The 20,214-nt window shown below is 32.0% G+C and carries 15 protein-coding genes, 2 pseudogenes and 1 other annotated feature; of the genes and pseudogenes, 3 read left to right on the top strand and 14 right to left on the bottom strand.

Annotation, left to right across the window (positions count from 1 at the left end; all coding sequences use genetic code 11):
• Positions 1–9: 9 nt before the first annotated feature.
• The 9 genes and pseudogenes from MPTP_RS02140 to MPTP_RS02105 form a co-directional block, all read right to left on the bottom strand.
• Positions 10–1,398, bottom strand: coding sequence for an extracellular solute-binding protein (locus MPTP_RS02140; RefSeq protein WP_013773396.1), 1,389 nt, complete (start codon positions 1,396–1,398; stop codon positions 10–12).
• Positions 1,395–2,968, bottom strand: a pseudogene (locus MPTP_RS02135) (glycoside hydrolase family 43 protein). Before MPTP_RS02135 ends, MPTP_RS02140 begins: the two are co-directional and overlap by 4 nt.
• Before the next feature lie 235 nt (positions 2,969–3,203).
• Entirely contained in the window at positions 3,204–3,371 is a 168-nt protein-coding gene (locus MPTP_RS09650) for a hypothetical protein (protein ID WP_013773394.1), read from the bottom strand.
• The gene (locus MPTP_RS09555; protein ID WP_099046195.1) at positions 3,368–3,688 is read right to left on the bottom strand and encodes a pectinesterase family protein; all 321 of its coding nucleotides are present in this window, start codon (positions 3,686–3,688) and stop codon (positions 3,368–3,370) included. Before MPTP_RS09555 ends, MPTP_RS09650 begins: the two co-directional genes overlap by 4 nt.
• The gene (locus MPTP_RS02125) at positions 3,589–4,284 is read right to left on the bottom strand and encodes a pectinesterase family protein (protein WP_013773392.1); all 696 of its coding nucleotides are present in this window, start codon (positions 4,282–4,284) and stop codon (positions 3,589–3,591) included. Before MPTP_RS02125 ends, MPTP_RS09555 begins: the two co-directional genes overlap by 100 nt.
• The gene (locus MPTP_RS02120) at positions 4,254–5,144 is read right to left on the bottom strand and encodes an alpha/beta hydrolase family protein (RefSeq protein ID WP_013773391.1); all 891 of its coding nucleotides are present in this window, start codon (positions 5,142–5,144) and stop codon (positions 4,254–4,256) included. The genes MPTP_RS02125 and MPTP_RS02120 overlap by 31 nt, the downstream gene beginning before the upstream one ends.
• A 145-nt stretch (positions 5,145–5,289) precedes the next feature.
• Positions 5,290–6,423, bottom strand: coding sequence for a glycoside hydrolase family 88/105 protein (locus tag MPTP_RS02115; RefSeq protein ID WP_013773390.1), 1,134 nt, complete (start codon positions 6,421–6,423; stop codon positions 5,290–5,292).
• Between the two features lie 18 nt (positions 6,424–6,441).
• Positions 6,442–7,065 (bottom strand): YesL family protein, encoded by a 624-nt coding sequence (locus tag MPTP_RS02110; protein ID WP_013773389.1) that lies wholly within the window; start codon positions 7,063–7,065, stop codon positions 6,442–6,444.
• Between the two features lie 39 nt (positions 7,066–7,104).
• A complete protein-coding gene (locus MPTP_RS02105) occupies positions 7,105–8,082 on the bottom strand; it encodes an ABC transporter permease (protein ID WP_013773388.1) in 978 nt (325 codons plus the stop codon).
• Positions 8,083–8,309: 227 nt separating this feature from the next.
• On the opposite strand from MPTP_RS02105, the gene MPTP_RS02100 reads away from it, so the two are divergent.
• Positions 8,310–9,209 carry a carbohydrate ABC transporter permease gene (locus tag MPTP_RS02100; RefSeq protein ID WP_013773387.1) on the top strand — a complete coding sequence of 300 codons (900 nt, stop codon included), beginning with the start codon at positions 8,310–8,312 and terminating at the stop codon, positions 9,207–9,209.
• Positions 9,210–9,397: 188 nt separating this feature from the next.
• On the opposite strand, the gene MPTP_RS02095 is transcribed toward MPTP_RS02100, so the two are convergent.
• Positions 9,398–11,647 (bottom strand): helix-turn-helix domain-containing protein, encoded by a 2,250-nt coding sequence (locus MPTP_RS02095; RefSeq protein ID WP_013773386.1) that lies wholly within the window; start codon positions 11,645–11,647, stop codon positions 9,398–9,400.
• A gap of 274 nt (positions 11,648–11,921) precedes the next feature.
• On the opposite strand from MPTP_RS02095, the gene MPTP_RS02090 reads away from it, so the two are divergent.
• Positions 11,922–12,485, top strand: coding sequence for an alpha/beta hydrolase (locus tag MPTP_RS02090; RefSeq protein WP_013773385.1), 564 nt, complete (start codon positions 11,922–11,924; stop codon positions 12,483–12,485).
• On the top strand, positions 12,478–13,176 hold the full coding sequence (locus MPTP_RS02085) for a rhamnogalacturonan acetylesterase (RefSeq protein WP_013773384.1): 699 nt from the start codon (positions 12,478–12,480) through the stop codon (positions 13,174–13,176). Before MPTP_RS02090 ends, MPTP_RS02085 begins: the two co-directional genes overlap by 8 nt.
• Positions 13,177–13,271: 95 nt before the next feature.
• Here the strand turns inward: MPTP_RS02085 and nhaC are convergent, their stop codons facing one another.
• The 4 genes and pseudogenes from nhaC to tyrS form a co-directional block, all read right to left on the bottom strand.
• Positions 13,272–14,645: a Na+/H+ antiporter NhaC gene (nhaC, locus tag MPTP_RS02080; RefSeq protein ID WP_013773383.1), complete on the bottom strand. Its 1,374-nt coding sequence runs from the start codon at positions 14,643–14,645 to the stop codon at positions 13,272–13,274.
• 105 nt (positions 14,646–14,750) lie between these two features.
• A complete protein-coding gene (gene tyrP, locus MPTP_RS02075; RefSeq protein WP_013773382.1) occupies positions 14,751–16,169 on the bottom strand; it encodes a tyrosine-tyramine antiporter in 1,419 nt (472 codons plus the stop codon).
• 326 nt (positions 16,170–16,495) lie between these two features.
• Positions 16,496–18,373 (bottom strand): annotated as a pseudogene (tdc, locus tag MPTP_RS02070) (tyrosine decarboxylase).
• 225 nt (positions 18,374–18,598) lie between these two features.
• Entirely contained in the window at positions 18,599–19,855 is a 1,257-nt protein-coding gene (gene tyrS, locus MPTP_RS02065) for a tyrosine--tRNA ligase (RefSeq protein WP_013773381.1), read from the bottom strand.
• 109 nt (positions 19,856–19,964) lie between these two features.
• Positions 19,965–20,164 (bottom strand) — a binding site (T-box leader).
• Positions 20,165–20,214 lie beyond the last annotated feature (50 nt).

Here is a 20,214-nt window from a genome sequence, read left to right as displayed (position 1 = left end):
CAAGGTAGATCATTGACTATCATAGGTTTCAGAGGTTAAAGATTGAGTTGGATCTAATACTGCATACTTTTCATTTTCTTTAACCTTTTCGTTCACAAGATTTGAATACGCATCAGTTGTCTTAAAATCTCCAACTAGAGCTGAAGGCCTTGAACTTGCAAATGGCTGCACCTCTTGTTGCCAATTTGAACTTTTAATTTTCTCATAAATATTGCCTTTATTTACCTTGTAATGAATGTCTTTCTCACCAAATGACATTAATTTGTAAGGTTCTTCGTTCATGAGATCGTTAATAAATTTTAAAACAACTTTTAAATCTTTTTCTGTTTTCACATTTTGTTTTGAGATCGCCATCCAGCCCCCCATACCATTGTTCGTATCTGATAATTGACGTGGTTTTCCTTGATTATCTGTCATATCATTAATCATTGTCCATTTCATGCCTTCTTGATCCGTTCCTTTAGCGCTATTTATATAATTTCTACCTTCTGATAATATGGTGAGTACAATACTACCTTTTCCCTGAACAATATAATCTTTCTGATCATTTTTTGTCATAACAGAGAAATCTGAATTCATCCAACCTTTTTTATAAATATTATGAAACCATTTCATTGCTTTTTTATATTCAGGTTGCATAAAAGCTGGTTTTACATTTTCATCTTTAGTAATGGTGAACCAATTCCCTGCACCAAAATAACCTGTCAATGATCGAAATCCATATTTGAAGGATTCCTGATTTTCAACAAAGCCAACCGTCTTATGTTTTTTACCATCTTTATTTGGATCACCTTCTGTAAAAGCCTGTGCAACTTTTTCTAATTCATCTAATGTATGAGGAACTTTTAAGCCTAAATTGTCCAACCAATCTTGTCTGATTAAAATTCCATAACGAGCAACGGGCTCCTGGAATGGAACACCATAAATTTTTCCTTTAATTCGGGCAGCGTCTAATCTTTCTTTTGATATTTTGGCTAAATTTGGATAGTCTTTTAAATAAGGTTCTACATCCCAAAACATTCCTAAAGCTAAAGCATTACGAACAGTTGTATTTCGAATATCTGTTAAACTAATAATATCCGTTAAAGACTTTGAAGATAGAGCAGCACTAATTCGTTCATTTTTTGAAGCATCTGGCACCCAGTTAAATTCAATCTTTTTTCCTGTATATTTTTCTAACTGCTTTTGAATATCTCCTGCAGGAGGTGTAGGTGTATGCAGCATTGTCATCCAGGAAATGGTATCTTTTTTTCCATTATGATCACTTGCCACCTTTTTTTCAGTACTACAACCAGATAAAATACTAAAAATACCAAAAATCATCATCGAACTAATTAATATTCTTTTAATTTTCTGATTTCTTTTCATGACATTCATCCAATTCAATTTTATTTTCATGCATCTTTTCCTTCATAGTTAAAATAAGAAAAATCTGCAAAACAACCGGCTTTATTTCCTAAATCCTGAACACAAATTCCTACAAAATTTCCTGTAAATCCTCCAGATAAAAATTTAAGATTATACGAGGAGCCAAAAGGTTGCCATGCACTAGATTCTGACTCTCGATAATAAAATGTCCCCCTTAACTCATCTACCTATACTTTCAATGAAATAGTGTTAGTTTCAATCGTAATCCGTTCTTCCTCTAATTTAGATTCTCCATTTTGGCAATGTAACTTTCGTAAACATTTCCCTTTTTTTCATCAAAAGTCATAAATAGATAAAGATAATTATTTTCATTTAAATAAAGTGTCAGGACTGCCATTTGGTTAAATGTTTTTGGATCGAAGCTAAATCGAGTATAAGCATTAAAATGGAAATCTTTTTGGCGAATAGCTAGCAGATGTTGTTCAAAATGTGATTGGAGTGATTCACCAGAAATGAGACGCAGATATCCAGGTTTTGTTTTTAAATCACACCAAGAAGAATTAGGAAAAATTCGTCGGCTATTCCACTCTTTTGCTAAACAGCTATTTGTAAAGTCATCATTAAAATTAGTATTTTTTTCTTGTTGTGTGGCATCTATTGTTTCTATTACTGTTTCCGAGGCGGGTAAAGTATTTTCTGAAGCCAAATGAAGCCAATGATCTTTTGTCCAAACAATTTCTTGAATTGCTGTTTCTCTACCAAGAATGGCCGCTTCCTGATTTATTGGACGTGTCATTAAATAAGCCATATACCATTTGCCAGTTCTTCCTTGAACAATACTGCCATGACCTGCACATTGAATCGGTGAATTCGGATGATCTTTTGCTGTTAACATTGGATAATTTGGATCTACTTCATAAGGACCAAACAAATTTTTTGATCGGCAAACAGTTACACTATGTCCTTTTCCTGTACCTCCCTCAGCTGTTAATAGGTAATAATAATCATCATGAAGATAAAGATGAGGTGCTTCAGTTTTAGCTAAGGGTGTACCATCAAATATTTTATAAATAGGACCGATTAATTTAGCTTGCTTTTCATCAAATTCTTGCATGACAATGCCGGCAGATTTATTTCCAGTTGTTTTTCGATAATCCCATTGTTCATTTAATAGCCACTTTCTGCCATCTTGATCATGAAATAGAGATGGATCAAAACCACTACTATTTAGATAAATGGGTGTACTCCAAGGTCCTTCAATCTGACTAGCTGTGATTAAGTAATTATGGCAATCTTTAAAAGGTCGGTCTGTGCTTTTTACATCTGTATAAATACAATAAAATTTTCCATTAAAAAAACTAAGCTCTGGTGCCCAAATACTACCATTTTTAGGATTGCTTTTAAGATCTACCTGATTATAATTGGTTAGAATATCTGTTGCATGTTCCCAATTTACTAAATTATCAGAATGATATACACGAATTCCTGGTAACCATTCAAATGAAGATACTGCTAAATAATAATGATTATCTACTCTTAAAATAACAGGATCTGGATTAAATCCTCTTAAGATTGGATTTTTGATGACTACTTCTTTCATTTAATTTCTCCCCTCTAAAAAAACAACATAACGCAGCTATAAAAAACAAAAAGGCTATAAAAAAGGCAATTAGTTGACTACCAATTAATGTAGTCAGACCAGCAAGCATATAAAAGATTCCAGCCTTTACAGGTGCAGAATTTTTCATAATAAATAGTGTTGCCAAAGTAACAAAAATTAAAACGAATAAAATTGTAAAACCAAACCAAGCACCTAACGTACGAAATAACTCAACTCATTTTTCTGAATCTAAGTGACCTAAACTACTTGCAAAAACCGGCTTGAACGTTTTTTCATATTCCGCAATCGTTAATTGTTTCACACTGAGTGCAATACCACCTAGGAATAGAAGGGTAAGCCCGACTCCTATAAACCCAAGCCAACATTCTAAGCGACGTTTCATTTTTGTTCACTCATTTCTTTCGTTGCCCATCGAGTCGATGATTTTTCACCTAGATAAAGGCAATTGATTTCTTGATAGTTCACTGTTTGTCGATTTTTTGGTTTATCCCAATCATGCCACCCCGTTGAATATAGTTGTTGATCAAAATAACTATTAACAAAAGTAACAGCTGCATATTGACGCCAAGGTCTACCTAAATAATAGGGAGAATCACCAGTTACCATGCATGAAACAAAATAAAATCCTTTTTGATTTTTCGGAGTAGATGCAGCTGTAATATAATTTGTATGCGTATTCTTTTTACATACAGCTGACAATGATAAGAACTAGCTTGACCACCACCAAAAATAAAATCAACAGTTCCACTAATCTGGCAATAGTGAAAATCAACGATCTGTTCAGTATAAGGGATCTTTAGCCATGGACTAACCATTAGCTGTTTTCCGTCCTTCTGAAACTTAGGAAGTGGTCCTAAGCATAAGGTATCTTGATAGCCATCAAGTTTACAAGAATCAATATGGATATCTGTTCCTTCAATATAAAGAGCTACAGCTTGGCCAACAATTTCACCAGGTCCAGCAGTATTAACGATCGATAAATTCTTTAATAAAATCGTTTGGCCATTGATAAAAACGGTGGCTGTCTGAAATGTACCTCTCTCCTCACCTTGATAATTTATTTGATAAGCAGCTAAATTACTAGTAATAACCACTTCACCAATGCCAATTAATTCAATATCTTCACCATAGATTCTTACATTTTCTTGATAGTCGCCAGGAAAAATGAGAATCTGTATTTTCTCATCCCAGTTTGTTGCTTCATCAATAGCGGCTTGAATTGTAGTAAAATCATATAACTTGCCCTTTCCAACTGAAAATTTTTTTATAGGTGTTCTTTCATAAATCTTTGCCATATCGTACGCATCTCCTTTGTTTCTTGATGTACGCCTGTTAACAGTTGACACTGCCAGTTTTGTGGAGCACCTTTTTCTGTATAACTTTTTGTTAAATAGGTATCTAGTTTTTTTACACCAGATAGTGGACACATTCGATCATTTTTACCAACAAGACTTAGTCGTGGTCTAGGTGTAATCAACGATTGAATATCGATTGTTTTATAATTTGCTAATAGTCCTGGAATATAATAATAAAAACCATGACAATCTAATCGGGCAGTTTCGATCAACGATTCATATTCTGCCTGACCAGCAATATCAACAACTAAGGAGATACGCTCGTCAAGAGCAGCTAACCACCAACTCATCATGCCACCCATTGACATACCTAACGTTGCAATTTTGTTCGCGTCAATTTCAGGCCGATCTACTAAATAGGTTAAAAACTGCTGATTATCACTAATTCTTTCGCCCCATAACGTATGCCCTAATAATAAAAATTCTTTAAATAGCTCACTTTCTTTTTTTCCTTGTCTTTCACCAAAGCCCCACATGTCAATGCAACCAACCGCATAACCGTTTTTAATAAACACATCTAAAAATGAAGGCGTTTGCAAATAAGAGCTATCTTGTAATATTTCTTCTTTACCAACTTCATAATTACCACCATGTGAATGATTATATAAAACAAGTGGATGTTTCTTTTTATTATTTGGATAAGCAAAATAGGCAGGTACCATTTCCTGTGTATTTAATGTCAACATCAAAGTTTCTATTGTATATGTCTCTTTTATTTTTTTTTCTAGTAATTCTGCATGAATTGTGTCACTTGCCCAAGTTTTTCCTAATAAACGTTTTAATTCTTCTCTTAAAGACATTCTCTATCTCCCTATCTACCATTCGCATTTTAAAAGTGGGATTTTTCAACCCATCTGTCTAAGTTAAGATGGGTGGAAATGTATTGGAGTGATCCATTCAAATTGACGATACATTCCACCTGTTATCATCCTAGCAATCAAAATTTTATACTTTTAAGATGTTCTTTGCACCAATGGGTTCCATAGCTAACGTTGCTTGTAAAAATGCGCCATATCCTTTAAAATCATTTGTCACAATTGGCTCACTAATGTAGTAAGCAAATGTTCCATCTCGTCTACTTTCTCCACCAAGTCCAGCGACTTCACAAGTATAATTCAAATCTACCCAACCTTCTTGCGTATAAGTGACAAAAGTATCTTGTAATCCTTGATAGCTTTCTTTAATGAAAGCATCCCAATCTGATGATAAAATATTCAATCTTTGAGCTTTAGCCATTGCTGCTATAATCATACTTGAAGCTGAGGCTTCCAAATAATTACCTGTTCTATCACCTAAATCAAGTATTTGAAACCAAACATGCTTTTGTTTATCACGAACATTGGCTAATGCTTGGCAACAGTTAGAGAATATCTTTTTCAATTCTTCAACATAGGTTTTGTTTTCATGGTCTTGAAAAATTTCCATTGTATCTACCAATGCCATTAAATACCATCCCATTGCCCGTCCCCAAAAATGAGGTGACTGCCCAGTTTCGGAGTCTGCCCAGTTTTGTTTTTTTGCTGAATCCCAAGCATGGTATAAAAGACCCGTCTGTTTATCTAAAGTATGTTCATAACAGAGCCTAAATTGCTTGATAACATCTTCCAATCCTTCACCATTTTTAAAAGTTAACAGATATTCAGCATAAAATGGTTCGGCCATGTATAAACCATCTAACCACATTTGGTTAGGATAGATCTTTTTATGCCAGAAGCCACCTTCAGGCGTTCTAGGCATCTGTTGTAATTGATCGAATAGTCTATCCATAATTACTTTATATTTGGTTTCCTTTGTTTCTTGGAACAACAAAAATAATAGCTTGCCATTGTTAATATTATCCAAATTCATATCTTCATAATGATAACCTCTAGGAGAGTTATCTTCATCAATATAATAGTCAATATTTTCTTTTATGTAATTAAAATACTTACTTTCGCCCGTTTGACGATAGGCTTCTTTAATCCCTTGCAAAACAACACCAACATCATAAGACCATTTATTTTGATAATCTTTTTCTTTTGCTAAAATTGGATAACGTTCCATAACTGTTTGAAGCACTTCATTTGATAATTTTGTCATTATTTTTCTCCCTTTACATCATTCATTGATTATTTTTTGTGAAGTTTTTGGTGTAAACTCTATTAATATCTTTTTGCCTGCATAGCCGATGATTAATCCTATGTATCCGATGCCAAATAAAAAGACGATACTTGGTAGAATCTTCAAAGCTACAAAGTAACTGCTAATAATTAGTGTCCAAGCAATGATAGTATAATGAAGATAACCAAATCCTAATAAGATAGCTCCCTTAAATATTTCAAGGTAGCTTGCAAAAATAGTTGCTGCCATAATAGTATAAACATATGTGAAAGAAATAACAATACCGAATAAAAATAAGAGATTTGCTACCTGCAGGTACCACTCTTTTACTACAAACAAATTAACAATCAGAATAACCATACTACCTAAACCAATCCAACTAATCACCATTGATTGACGGTAACGTTCCTTAAAATAGGCAAAGAAAGTTTGAGTAATTGGCAGTCGATCATCTAATCTCAACCAGCGGTCATAATATTTCATCACTGCATAGGTAGCAGGTCCAATTCCAAAAATGACGAATCCGCAAAGAGTAAAAATGATCCATAAAAAATTTAGATAAATAATTGTGAGTACCTTAATTAATCTATCATTTATCTTTTCAATTTTTTCTAATGACATTTGCTTTCTCCTTACTTTTATTTATCTGGAAGACATTGACTAATAAATACCATCTTCACCAATCTTCTTCGCTAGTTTGTTTACACCAATTACAAGTACAAGTCCAATTAGTCCTTTGAATAAACCAACGGCAGTTGAATAACTTAACTGTCCATTTTGTATACCAGCTGTATAAACATACGTATCAAAAATTTGTCCGACTGTTTTATTCATTGAATTCATTACTAAAAACATATGTTCAAAACCTAAATCAAGCACCTTTCCTATCTTTAAAATCAACAACGTAATAATCGTTGGACGAATACATGGTAATGTAATATGCCACATTTTACTTAGTTTTCCTGCCCCATCCATATCTGCTGCTTCATAAAGCTGTTCATCGACGTTTGTCATGGCCGCTAGATAGACAATTGTTCCCCATCCAGAACCTTTCCATATTTCTTGAAGAATATACATTGGTCGCAACCAAAACGGATCGGTTAGAAAAGAGATTTTTTGTCCACCAAGGTGGGTAATAATATTATTAACTACGCCGCCTTCAGTCGTTAATAAAACATAAAAGATTGAAACAACAATTACCCATGACATAAAATGAGGTAAATAAATAATCGTTTGTATAGATTTCTTTAGTTTTACGTGATGTAATTCATTAAGCATTAAAGCTAAAATAATTGGAAATAGGAAAGAAATAACAATTTCCAATCCAAAAATAAGGAAGGTATTTTTAATCAGCAATATAAAAGTATCCTCTGTAAACAATCGGATAAAATGCTTTAGACCAACAAATGGACTACCTAAAATTCCTAAAAATGGTTGATAATCTTGAAATGCAATTACCAATCCCCCCATGGGTACATATTTAAAAATAAGAAAATAAGCTAATCCAGGTACTAACATTAAATAAAGTGCTCTATTTTTTTTAATTTGTGCCCAACGTTTTTTACGAATTATTTTTTTTGTTTTTTTGGGATTTTCATTGTTTTCTTGATTTATTTTTGTTTTGATTGTTGCTTCCATTAATGATTCCTCTCTTTCCTAATGAATTGTTTTCATCATACTAGGAAAAAAACATTACGTATATAATCATTTCTACACTAAAGAAAGCGTATACAAAATATTCATTCTTTCTTTCGATTTTAATTGAAAGAATCAAAAAATAGATCAGCTTAAAAATTGATTGTATACGTAATCCTCTCTTCATGTTAAAGTTTTGTTAAAGAATATATTACATGAGGAGGAAAAAGATGCAGTTAACAAAAAACAAAGCAAAGAAAAAACGGAATATATCGAAAAGTGAAGCAATAGTCCATGGCATCATCATTGTACTTTTACTTTTGTTTACACTCTTATGTTTACTTCCTTTTATCAATATTTTAGCTAGTTCATTTGCAACTTCTGGGGAGCTTTCTACCCGACCTTTTATTTTAATTCCTAAGACGTTCACATTAGATGCCTATCGCTATATTTTATCAACACAAACGATCTTTAAGGCAATTGGCATTTCATTGTTTGTAACAACTGTAGGGACATTTATTAGTATGGTTGCTACTTCGTTTATGGCTTATGCACTTTCAAGAAAATATCTGCATGGTCGAAAATTTTTTAATTTTATTATTGTATTTACCATGTTGTTTAGCGGTGGAATGATTCCTTCATTTATTTTAATTAAAAGCTTAGGTCTAATTGATTCCTTATGGGCACCTATTTTACCTAGTATTGTTAGTGCTTACAATATGATTATTATGCGTAATTTTTTCCAAGGAATTCCAGATAGCTTAGAGGAATCAGCAAAAATGGATGGTTGTACGGATTGGGGAGTCTTTTTACGATTTATTTTACCTTTATCTCTTCCTTCAATTGCAACCATTTCATTATTCTATGCAGTAGAATACTGGAATACCTACCAACCAGCTCTATTGTATATTAATGATTCAAGCAAGTGGCCAATTCAAGTACTATTAAGACAAATCGTAATTGTTTCTAGTGGAATGAATGCGGATGCTTCTACTGTTGATATTGTTCCACCAGCACAATCTGTAAAAATGGCCGTTATTATTATTGCTACTTTACCTATGTTAATTATCTATCCATTTATTCAAAAATACTTTGTAAAAGGAGCAATAGTAGGATCGGTGAAAGGATAAGTAAAAAATTATTGGTTGGTGATTAATAAGCACAATTTTTATATTGTTGATCAAAATTACCCTTCTTACTTTTAGATCAGAAATTATTATTTCTTTTCAATGTAACAGAATATTAAACATATGAAGAACTTCATCAAATAGTTAATTTAATACTTTTGTGAATTTCTTCATATGTTATTAAATAGCAATTATTGATAAATCTTATTTTGTTTTCGATATTCACCAGGTGTTGTTCCAATTTTCTTTTTGAAGAAACGAATAAAATTTTGTGGATTTGTATATTGTAAACGAGTGGAGATATCTTTAATCGTTAGGTCTGTCTCTATAAGCCAATGTTTTGAAATAGATAAACGATAGTTTTGTAGATAATCACCAAAGTTTACACCGATTTCTTTTTTAAACACACTGCTTAAATAATTTGGATTATAATTCAATTGTTCACCAATCATTTCTAGTGAGATATCTTGATCATATTGTTTATGTAGTAAAACAAGCATTTGTTCAGATAAGGATCGCATTTCATAGTCTGTTTTTTCTTGAGTCATTTGAACAATCGGTAGAATGAGCAGAGTATAAATTTTTTCTTTAACTTTAAATGGATTTTTTTTATTTAATACTTCTAGGTAGATATTCTGACTATTTTCAAGCAATTCCATGTCAGCGCCTAAGAGCTGTCCAAATTGAACAAGATTATTAACGAGTTGTAAAATCATATTTTCTAGGATAATTGGATGTTTATTTTCATTTAAAATGAAAGAAAAAACCTGGATAAAATACTGTTGAGTCGCCTCTTTTTCACCGATACGCATGGCATCCAATAATTCCTGTTCTTCTTTTTTAGGATATTTAGCGGCTGGGTATTTCTGATGATATGGATGAATGTCATCAAAGAAAATCATAGTATCCTGTTCAAAATTTATTCGAAAGGATAACGCTTCTTTTGCATTGATGACTGCTGTTTTACTATCCTTTATTTCTGTATAGTCATTTGAAATACCAAAATTTATTTTTATATTTAAAAAATTTTGTGCAGCTTGTTGAATAGCTGTACAATAATCAATCAATTTTTTCTTATCTATGCAAGGTTTCATATATAACAAAGTAGCTTGTATTTCTTGTTTTAAAATAATTGGTTGAAAACGCATGTTTTTTGGAATTAACTCAGAAACTATATTTTCAAGGGAAACTAAAAATAAATCTTTAGCTTCTTCTGGTCGACCACCAAGATCATCAATTTGGATTAATATAATAGCATAATGCTCCTCTTGATTCATTAAATAGCCAAATTGAGCAAATTTTCTGGCTATTTCTATATCGGTAAGCTGATCGTAGAACAAATTTAACAAAAATAGTTTTTCTAATTCTGGTTTCTGTTTATTTATTTTGCTAATCATTCCTGCATTTTCGGTTAGAAGCAGATCGATGCCTGATAAAATTTTCTTTGTTTCAGATTTCCATCCACCTTTTATTGAATCAACCGCCAATAGATCACCAATTTCACGTATAGGTCGCTCAGCAAAACTAGCAATTAAATAAGCAATAATTAGAAAAAGGATAATAAAACAACTGGCTAGTAAGGTAAGTCCTAATTCCAAACTTAATACAGATGAATGAATTTCTTTGTTTGGCAAACAAGCAACATATGTCCAATGATTATAATCAGATTTTAAATAAAAATAAATATTTTTCTGATCGTCTATCATAGTTCCTTGTTTTTTCGTTGAATTTGTCAATTTTTTTTGCAAGTTAGGAGTAAGTGGTTGGTTATGTTGATAAAGCGAATGATAATTTTTATCGTAAATACCAAAAAAATTGGTTGATTTTTTTCCTAATAATTGATCAATAGTCGTTTGTGGAATGGTTGCAGTTCCAATAGCAGAGCGTTCCGTCTGAAAAATCGGCAGCAAAATTCGCATTTCTAAATGATTATCTTTCTTTTTCCAAAAGATATAATCTGACGTCTTTTCAGCTAATAATTTTTTTTGTAATAATTCATTTTTTGATAATTGCTTGAGTGAATTATGCGAAATATCCCAACCTTGTTTTAAGCTAATAAGATGATAATTCGTAGTATTATCGATCCCCATCACACTAATATAGGCAAGTTCTGAACGGATTTTGCGTACTTCTTCAAAATTATGTGGATTAAGTGGTTGGTTAAGCATTTGTTTGAATTGATTTGTCATACTATACGTTGAAAAAGTATATTCAATCGTTTGAATTTTTTGTTCTAGATTATTTTTTACCTGACCCACATAATTACTCTGTTGATTCACCAAGTTTTTTTGGATATTATGATAGGTCTTTTGATAAATATAACACGTATAACCACCAATCAAAAGAATCCCAATTAAACTGATCGGTATAAAAATTGTATAAAACAAACTATAACGCTTACATTTTATTTTAAAAATAGAAAATTTACGATGAATAATCATAACATAAGATACTTCCTATAAATTAAATTTTAATACTTATCATATTTTAACATAAATTTCTAAAACAAGATAGCTTAAAAAATTTACACATCAATAAAATAAATTAAATGATTATCTAAAAGAAAAATTATAGTAATTAACAAAGATTGAAGTTATTTTTATTGACTGATCAATTTTTATAACCTATGTGGGTTTCTCAACTACTTTTAGATAAACTTGACTAATTCATTTAATAACATTCTATTGAATACCATTACCTTCTAGGAGTGAATCAATGCAAACAATTGAGCACATGTTGACTGATTATCAACAATTTACACGACCAGCAGAAAGTTCTCTTCATATGCTTTATTATGATAATACGCCACGTTCTTGTTTATTAATTTTACCTGGCGGAGGCTATGAACACCTAGCTATTTTTAAAGAAGAAATAGCTATTCAGCAATGGGCACATAGCAATCATTTACATGCGGCCTTATTTGCCTACCAAATAGAGGGTCCTTATGCACATCAAGGAAGTGCACAACATTTTTTTGGTACCACCTATTCAGAAAAACAAGCAAATTTTTTTCCCTCGATAAATGGGCTGCCAATTTCTCCTCCACCTTGCTTTATTTGGCATACCTATGGTGATCAATCTGTTCCTATCGAAAATAGTCAAGCTCTAGCAGAGGCATTAACAGAAAAAAAAGGTATGGTTGAGTTACATTTCTTTCCAAAGGGAAAACATGGATTAGCAATGACAAATCAAGACCCTTTTATTCAACAATGGATTTTTCTCGCTGAATCATGGATTAATAGATTATTAAAAAGAAAAGAGGAAAAAAATAATGACTAAAACAAGCAAAATTTTTATTGCTGGTGATTCTACTGCAGCCATAAAACAAAGCAACAAACGTCCGGAAACTGGCTGGGGAGAAAAATTGGCTCTTTATATTTCTAATTTTGAAATCGTTAATAAGGCCAAAAATGGAAGATCAACTAAATCTTTTATTAATGAAGGATTATTAGCTGAAATTGATAATGAAATTGAAGCTAATGATTATCTATTCATTCAGTTTGGTCATAATGATCAAAAAAAAGATGAGGATCGTGGAACACAACCTTATGGCGATTATCAAGAAAATTTAGCAATTTTTGTTGAAAGTGCTCAAAAAGTAAACGCCATACCCATTTTATTAACATCGATTACCCGAAGAGCTTATTTAAATCATTCTAATCAGCTCGATCCTAATACCTTAGGCGATTATCCAGAAGCAATACGCAAATTTGCAAAGAAAAATAACATTTTGCTTTTAGATATGTTTAAAAGAACACAGGAATTTTTTCAATTATTCTCAGTTGAAGAAACAAAGAAATTTTTCATGCATCTATTACCTGGTCAAAATCAAAACTATCCAAATGGGATCATTGATGATACTCATCTTAATAATTATGGTGCAACCATCGTTGCCAAATTGGTGGCTGAAGAGTTAAGTAGGTTATCTTTACCTCTAGCTACTTCTGTTTCTTTTAACAAAAATAATTAAAAAGATTTTTATCATCTTAATCATTCAATGGAACTATCTTGGTAAATAAAAAAAGTAAAAGTATGAGATTGATTTTTATCTCATCTTTTACTTTTTTATTTAGCTTTTTTTGTTTGTTTATTATTCAACGTAAATCCAACCAAGATGGTTAAAATTGGTGCAAGTATTGGGAAAAAGGCAAAGGGTCCATACGATAAAGCACCAACCTTTAAGGTTCCCATAATAAATGTACCACTTACTCCCCAAGGAATTAATGCATTCACAGCGACGCCAGAATCAGCAAGTGTTCTGGTTAAGTATTTTTTATCTAAACAAGCTTGGTCAAAAGATTTTTTGAAAGTTTCACCCGGTAAAATGATAGATAAATACTGTTCACCAACAATTAAGTTAATTCCAATACTACTTAATGCCGTAAAACCAATTAAACGAGAAGAACGATTCATTTTTTCTTTTAATTCTTGAACGATAGTTCCAACAATTTCAAACTTAATAAGTAATCCACCTAATGCCAAGGCCAAGATAATTAGACTAGCAGAATTTAACATACTAACAATGCCACCACGTGAAAGTAGGACATTTAATTTTTGGTCTGAAGTGTGGGCTACATAACCGTTCATCAATGTATCAGCTACTTTGGGAATTGTTAGTTTTGGATCATGAATAAACGCTAAGATAATCGCTGAAAGCGAACCAACTAATAAGGTAGGGATAGCCGGAATTCGTTTAATGGCCATTGCAAACAAAATGATTAATGGAATTAATGTCCAAAATGAAACCCAAAAATTAAGCTGCATGTTTTTTACCATTGAATCAATGCTTGATAGGTTAGCCGTTTTATTACTATTTCCCAAAAAGAAATAACCAACCAGTGATATAACAAATGCAGGTAAATCAGTAAATACCATATTCTCAATATGTTCAAATAAATTTATATTACCAATACCTGCAGCTAAATTTGTTGTGTCAGACAACGGTGAAATATTATTGCCTAAAAATGCCCCAGAAACGACCGCACCAGCAGTCATAGCATCATTAAAACCTAAAATATAGCCAATGCCTAAAAATGCAATGCCAACTGTTGAAATAGTTGTAAATGAACTACCCACAGTCACACCAACAATAGCACATACAAGAAAAACTGTTGGTAAGAAAAATCGAACAGAAATAATTTTGAATCCATAAACCATAATGGTTGGAATTGTACCAGACAAGATCCAAGAAGCTACCAAAACACCAATTAATAAAAATATAATAATTGGAATAATTCCTAGTGTTATACCGTTTACAATCCCATCATGAATTTCATCCCAAGTAAATGACCGAAAGCGTCCATAAAATAATAGCAATGTAAAGACAACCAAGATTGGAATATGTGGCGTTAAATGGAAACCAATAATAAGTATTCCTAAAATAGCCAACATAATAATCAAAACACTAATACATTCTTTTAATGAGATTTTTTTATTCATTTCATCCCTCATCCTCATCATAAAATTCAGAACATCCTGCCAATAATATATTATTTTTGACAGGAAGTTCTTCATTAAAATACAACAAAATACTTCTATTATTAATTATCTATCTAAATCCTTATCTATTGTTGTTTTCCACCAGTCTTTCTTATAAGAATTAATAATCAAAGGAATTACAAACATCACTAATGTAATAATTCCAACCAACAAACCATTCACAAGCGTTCCTGTAATTAATGTAGCAGCAATTACTATAACGATAGATAAAATCAGCATACAGCTTACTAACCAAACAAGCCCATTGCCTGATTTACCTATTCGATAAGGACGCTCCCTATCTGGTTGATTTTTTCTCATAACAATGATGGAAATAGCGATTAAGATATAGACAATACAATAAATAATTGTTGTTGCATTTGTTAAAATTAAAAATACGGTACTGACATCATCCATGACACCATACAATAATGCAAATAGTGAAATAACGACAGATTGTGTTAAAACAACATTTCTAGAAACACCAAATTTATTTTCTCTATAGAAACCAAATTTTGGTGGTAAGAAACCTTCACGTGCAACTTGAATAATTGTTTTTGAAGGACCCGTTACCCAAGCAGACAATTGAAGTAATACTCCAATAAAAACCATAAAACTAAAGATATTACCAATAATTTCTGGTAATCCTAAAATATTACAGTAAATTAGAATAGATTGTGTAATATTTGCTAACTCTAATTTTCCATCTGGTACTACATTTTCTACAAATAATGCATTAATTACATTTAATAATACTAAACCAATCAAGGCAATGAACACACCCTTGGTATAATTTTTAGTAGCATCTTTTAATCGAGGCATATAAACAGAACTCATTTCAATTCCCACGAAAATAAATGTAATTCCTGCTAAATATTTTAAAGAATCGATATGTTGCAAATCAGGAATTGTTTTCGACAAACTAAAATTACCTAAATAACCATTCGACAATAAACCAACCTTAAAAGCTGAAAGTAAACCTAAAACCAACATTACGATAACTGGAATGTAAACGCCTAACCAAACACCAATATTTCCGCCGACTTTTGCCATATCAAATTTTATATTTAAAAATGTGATAATCCAATAAATAATCAAAATACAACCAAGCACAAACCAGTGATTGTTCCCCAAAGCCACATTTCCAAATGTATTTCCCAATAATGGGCCTAGTGTTGAAGCTACCATCACCATCCCAGGAAACATTTGAACCCATAACAGCCAGGCAACAACAAATCCCCATTTTCCTCCAAGAGCTGTTTTAACCCATAACTGAGGTCCACCTTCCTGTGGCAGCATGGTTGCAAACTCTCCTGATATCATTGAAATAGGACCAGCAAAAAATAAAACGGCAAAAATTGAATAAAAAATCAAAGTCCAGCCTACTGCTGCTAATGTTGGAATACTACGAACAGTTGCACATAAAGCCATTGTCAATCCAACAAAAGTTCCCAGACTTATTTTATTTACTTCAGATTTACTCACTTTTGAACCACTCCTTAATATTAGATAAGCTCTGCTTAAAAACAAATCTTAGAAGTAACTAAAAAATGATTTTTATTTAGAAATCTTCTAAGATTCGTTCATAATCCCTTTGCATTGCTCTTTGCCAGCTAGAAAAAATTTAAAGGGAAAATTTTTTCTAACTTTCCTGCGACTTAAAAATAAAAGTGACTTAACTAAAAATTAAGTGAAACTTCAATAGACACTTGCTATCCAATATTTTTCATCAACTTCTATTTTATTTTATCGTATAGTCTAATATTTTATTCAAACAAGTGATAAAAGATGGATATTTTATCGTCATATTTTTATTCAGAATATATTTTTTCCAATTTTTCTTGGATAGCTACTTTAATTTTTTCTTTATATTCATTAAATGTTTCTTCCTGATTCATATAAGGACTCATAACGCTAGCTCTTAAAATAGTGACCTTACCAGCGCGCTGCCATTCTTCATTTGAAAAACCTAAATTGTTTACAAATTTTAATGGACTGTTTCCATAGTCTGGTATAGCAAAATCGGTATGTGAAGTTAGGAAACCATTACTGTAAATACTTCCTTTCACATAAGAAGAATAATCATAAACATCATGGTTTAATTTATTCATTGCAACTAAGTCATCATTCCCTTTTTCTTTAAACACATAATCAACCATGTTAAAATCAGGGAATGTTAATGGATGAACTTCAATTTCTTTACCATTGATATTAAATGATAAATCATCTAAGAAATGATAGAAGCGCTGTGCTCCCTCAATAGCTGAACCAATTAATTTACCATACCCACTAATATTCAAAGGCAATACCCTATGAGCTGCCCAAACACTTGCAGCAGTTGCTCCAGCTTTTGATCCTTCTAAGATATAGGTACCTAATAGGGCTGGAATATCTGCTCCCTTCTCAAATACATAGGTTGCAAAATAAGAAATAACATCACGCATACGAATATCTTTAATAACAATACCCCCAGCTGAATATGGAATATAACCCATTTTGTGTGGGTCAATGGTTACAGATTCAGCTTCTTCAATTGCCTTATAGTCATAATAAACTTCCTCAGAAATATGATCTCCCTTATCAGTAAAGACACCGTTTTCATAATAAACATCTTTTAAGTTGTTATAAGGAATGAAATTATTATTTTCATCTAAGAAAATTGCACGACCATAACCACCATAAGCAGCATCCACATGCAAATAAAAATAAATATTGTCTTTTGCTAATTTTTCTCGCAGATTTACAGTACGGTTAATATCATGAATTGCGATTTTATCTATCTCATCAACTGCGCCTTCCTCAGTTGATCCAACCACACCAACTACACCAAGAATTGGAATTTTTTGGTCTGCAAGTTCACGGATGATTCTTTCAAGCTCTTTAATGTCCATTCGATAATTATGATCGACCGGAACAGATACTACTTGATCTAATCCAATACCGATAATATCGGCTGCTTTTAACCAAGAATAGTGCTTTGTTTGTGGAACTAGCCATTTGCCTAATTTTTCTAGATTTTTTCCGCTGCGTGCCGAATGAGTTTTTATTTCTTCAATTTTATCTGGCACTTTTTCCAGTCGATCCAAAATTTCTTCAGTTGACATATTCATTAATGCCCATTCATCTTTATCAGAGACTAGTTCAGGCATAACTTCTTTCATTGCAAGAGGTAAAGATTTAATATTACGGGCATACCAGAGTCCTTCTAAATTTGCAATAGAACCATCGGCAACAATATGACCCCAACCATTTTTATAGCTCATAAGTTGGGCAAATTCTAGCCCCACTTCTTCTTCCATTTGGCTAGTTGCAGGTGATGATTCATAAGCTACGTTATTCCCATTCTATAATATAGCAAAGTTATAAGCCAAAATTGCCGGCATCAAGGTTTCCGAATTCATATGTCCCCAATAACGACCTGCACTATGCCAGGGAACTGAGTCTGTACGAAGGCGTGAAGAAATCTCTGCTAATACATTCTTCATATGATTGACAGTATTTTCGAAATTTTCTGAACTTTGTTCTTCTGGTGTAATCACCGGAGTATCTTGCGGCATATAATTTTGGCGCCAACCTAAATGTTCATCAACCAAGTCATTTAATAATTTTTTATAAAGATCACCATTTTCTGCTTTGTCTCCAATAAATAATGCATGTAAATTCAAATCTTTCGGCAATGATTTTCCCATAAAAATTCCTCCTAAAAATTATTTAATTTATTAAGTTCAAGGTTATACTCATCCATAAGTTCTGTAAAATAAGACGCTTTTTTAGAATGGAATTATGGCTTAATAAAACACTAGGAGACCAAATTATTTTTCCCACTTATGTGTATCAAATAAGAAAAAATTATTTTTAGGAGTTGAAATTTATGGTTTACTTTTTAATTTCAATGATAAGATAAGCAATAAATATTAATTAACGACTTTAGCTAAAAAATATTTTTTCTTACCTTTTCGAATAACAACAAATTTGCCATCAAAATGACTAGTTGGATCAACTGTGGCTTCCAAATCTGTTACTTTATCACCATTAATACTAATTGCACCATTTGAAATATCTTCACGCGCTTGACGTTTAGATGGTTCAATTTTTGTAGAAATAAGCATGTCTACAATATTTTCTGGTTTACTTGAAATTTCAACAGTTGGCATCTTTTCAAATCCTTGTTCAATTTCTTGAGCATTTAATTCTTTAATATTTCCTGAGAATAAAGCAGCAGTTATTTTTTGTGCTTCTGCCAATTCTTCTTGACTATGCACAAATCTAGTCACTTCTTCTGCTAAACGTCGTTGTGCCTCCCGTTTTTCTGGGTTTGTTTTTATTTTTTCAGCTAATTCTTCAATTTCAGCTTGTGAAAGGAAGGTGAAAAATTTAAGATATTTTACAACGTCACGATCATCTTGATTTAACCAAAATTGGTAGAATTCAAAAGGTGATGTTTTCTTGGCATCCAACCAAACAGCACCACCAGCCGTTTTACCAAATTTTGTTCCATCTGCTTTTAACATTAATGGGATAGTCAACCCAAAGACATTTGTTTCTGGGCCTTCCAATTTACGAATTAAGTCTAAACCAGCAGTTATATTTCCCCACTGATCTGCTCCACCAATTTGTAATTGAACATTAAAAGTTTTATATAAGTGTAAAAAATCGATTGATTGTAAAATTTGGTAAGTAAATTCAGTAAATGAAATTCCTACTTCCAACCGACTAGCAACAATATCTTTTGCCAACATTGTATTAATATTGAAATTTTTACCATAGTCTCTCAAAAATTCTAGTAATGAAATTTTTGATAGCCAGTCATAGTTATTTACAAAAGTAACATTTGCATCTTTACCAAAAAGCTTAAGCATTTGTTTTGTTAATGAATCGACATTATGTTGTACTTGCTCCATTGTTTGCAAAACACGTTCTGTCTTTCTACCACTTGGATCACCAATTGTTCCGGTTCCTCCACCAATTAAAATATAAGGATGATGTCCAGCTAATTGGAATCTTTTCATCATCATGAAAGGAATTAAATGTCCAATATGCATGGAATCTCCCGTTGGATCGACACCACAATAAAGCGAAATACTCGCCTCTTCTGTTTGCTCTCGTAATCCTTGTGCATCGGTTTGTTGATTGATCGCATCACGCCAAGTTAATTCATCAATAATGTTCATTATACTAAACCCTCCTATTTTTTATGAAAGCAAAATACTATATAACAGTATATTATGTTTAAGAGTTATTTCATTTAAAAGATGATATAAAAAAAGTCCCTTGACAAAGTCAAGGGACGAAAAGACGCGGTACCACCCAAATTATATGTTTAAATAAAACATATCTCTCAAACATTTAACGCTGTCACGTGGCATTTTGCCAAAACTCATGAAATGTAATTCGCTTTAAAGCATGTACTAGTTCACATTTTCCACTAGTTTTCTGAGACAGTGGCTTTATCACTACTTCGTTTCAATCAGCATCTAAATTATTCTAATTGACTTAATCATAAAATACAGATAATTTTTTGTCAACAATT

Origin of the sequence: Melissococcus plutonius ATCC 35311, assembly GCF_000270185.1 — a bacterium.
Lineage (GTDB): Bacteria > Bacillota > Bacilli > Lactobacillales > Enterococcaceae > Melissococcus > Melissococcus plutonius.
The sequence above is the reverse complement of the archived record's forward strand: the minus strand, read 5'-3'. Positions and strand labels throughout refer to the sequence as shown.

What these genes read in the sequence shown, in the direction of transcription:
- MPTP_RS02140 (WP_013773396.1), bottom strand. Translation starts at nt 1,398, where the DNA reads ATGAAAATAAAATTGAATTGGATGAATGTCATGAAAAGAAATCAGAAA.
- MPTP_RS09650 (WP_013773394.1), bottom strand. Translation starts at nt 3,371, where the DNA reads ATGAAACGTCGCTTAGAATGTTGGCTTGGGTTTATAGGAGTCGGGCTT.
- MPTP_RS02125 (WP_013773392.1), bottom strand. Translation starts at nt 4,284, where the DNA reads ATGGCAAAGATTTATGAAAGAACACCTATAAAAAAATTTTCAGTTGGA.
- MPTP_RS02120 (WP_013773391.1), bottom strand. Translation starts at nt 5,144, where the DNA reads ATGTCTTTAAGAGAAGAATTAAAACGTTTATTAGGAAAAACTTGGGCA.
- MPTP_RS02115 (WP_013773390.1), bottom strand. Translation starts at nt 6,423, where the DNA reads ATGACAAAATTATCAAATGAAGTGCTTCAAACAGTTATGGAACGTTAT.
- MPTP_RS02110 (WP_013773389.1), bottom strand. Translation starts at nt 7,065, where the DNA reads ATGTCATTAGAAAAAATTGAAAAGATAAATGATAGATTAATTAAGGTA.
- MPTP_RS02105 (WP_013773388.1), bottom strand. Translation starts at nt 8,082, where the DNA reads ATGGAAGCAACAATCAAAACAAAAATAAATCAAGAAAACAATGAAAAT.
- MPTP_RS02100 (WP_013773387.1), top strand. Translation starts at nt 8,310, where the DNA reads ATGCAGTTAACAAAAAACAAAGCAAAGAAAAAACGGAATATATCGAAA.
- MPTP_RS02095 (WP_013773386.1), bottom strand. Translation starts at nt 11,647, where the DNA reads ATGATTATTCATCGTAAATTTTCTATTTTTAAAATAAAATGTAAGCGT.
- MPTP_RS02090 (WP_013773385.1), top strand. Translation starts at nt 11,922, where the DNA reads ATGCAAACAATTGAGCACATGTTGACTGATTATCAACAATTTACACGA.
- MPTP_RS02085 (WP_013773384.1), top strand. Translation starts at nt 12,478, where the DNA reads ATGACTAAAACAAGCAAAATTTTTATTGCTGGTGATTCTACTGCAGCC.
- nhaC (WP_013773383.1), bottom strand. Translation starts at nt 14,645, where the DNA reads ATGAATAAAAAAATCTCATTAAAAGAATGTATTAGTGTTTTGATTATT.
- tyrS (WP_013773381.1), bottom strand. Translation starts at nt 19,855, where the DNA reads ATGAACATTATTGATGAATTAACTTGGCGTGATGCGATCAATCAACAA.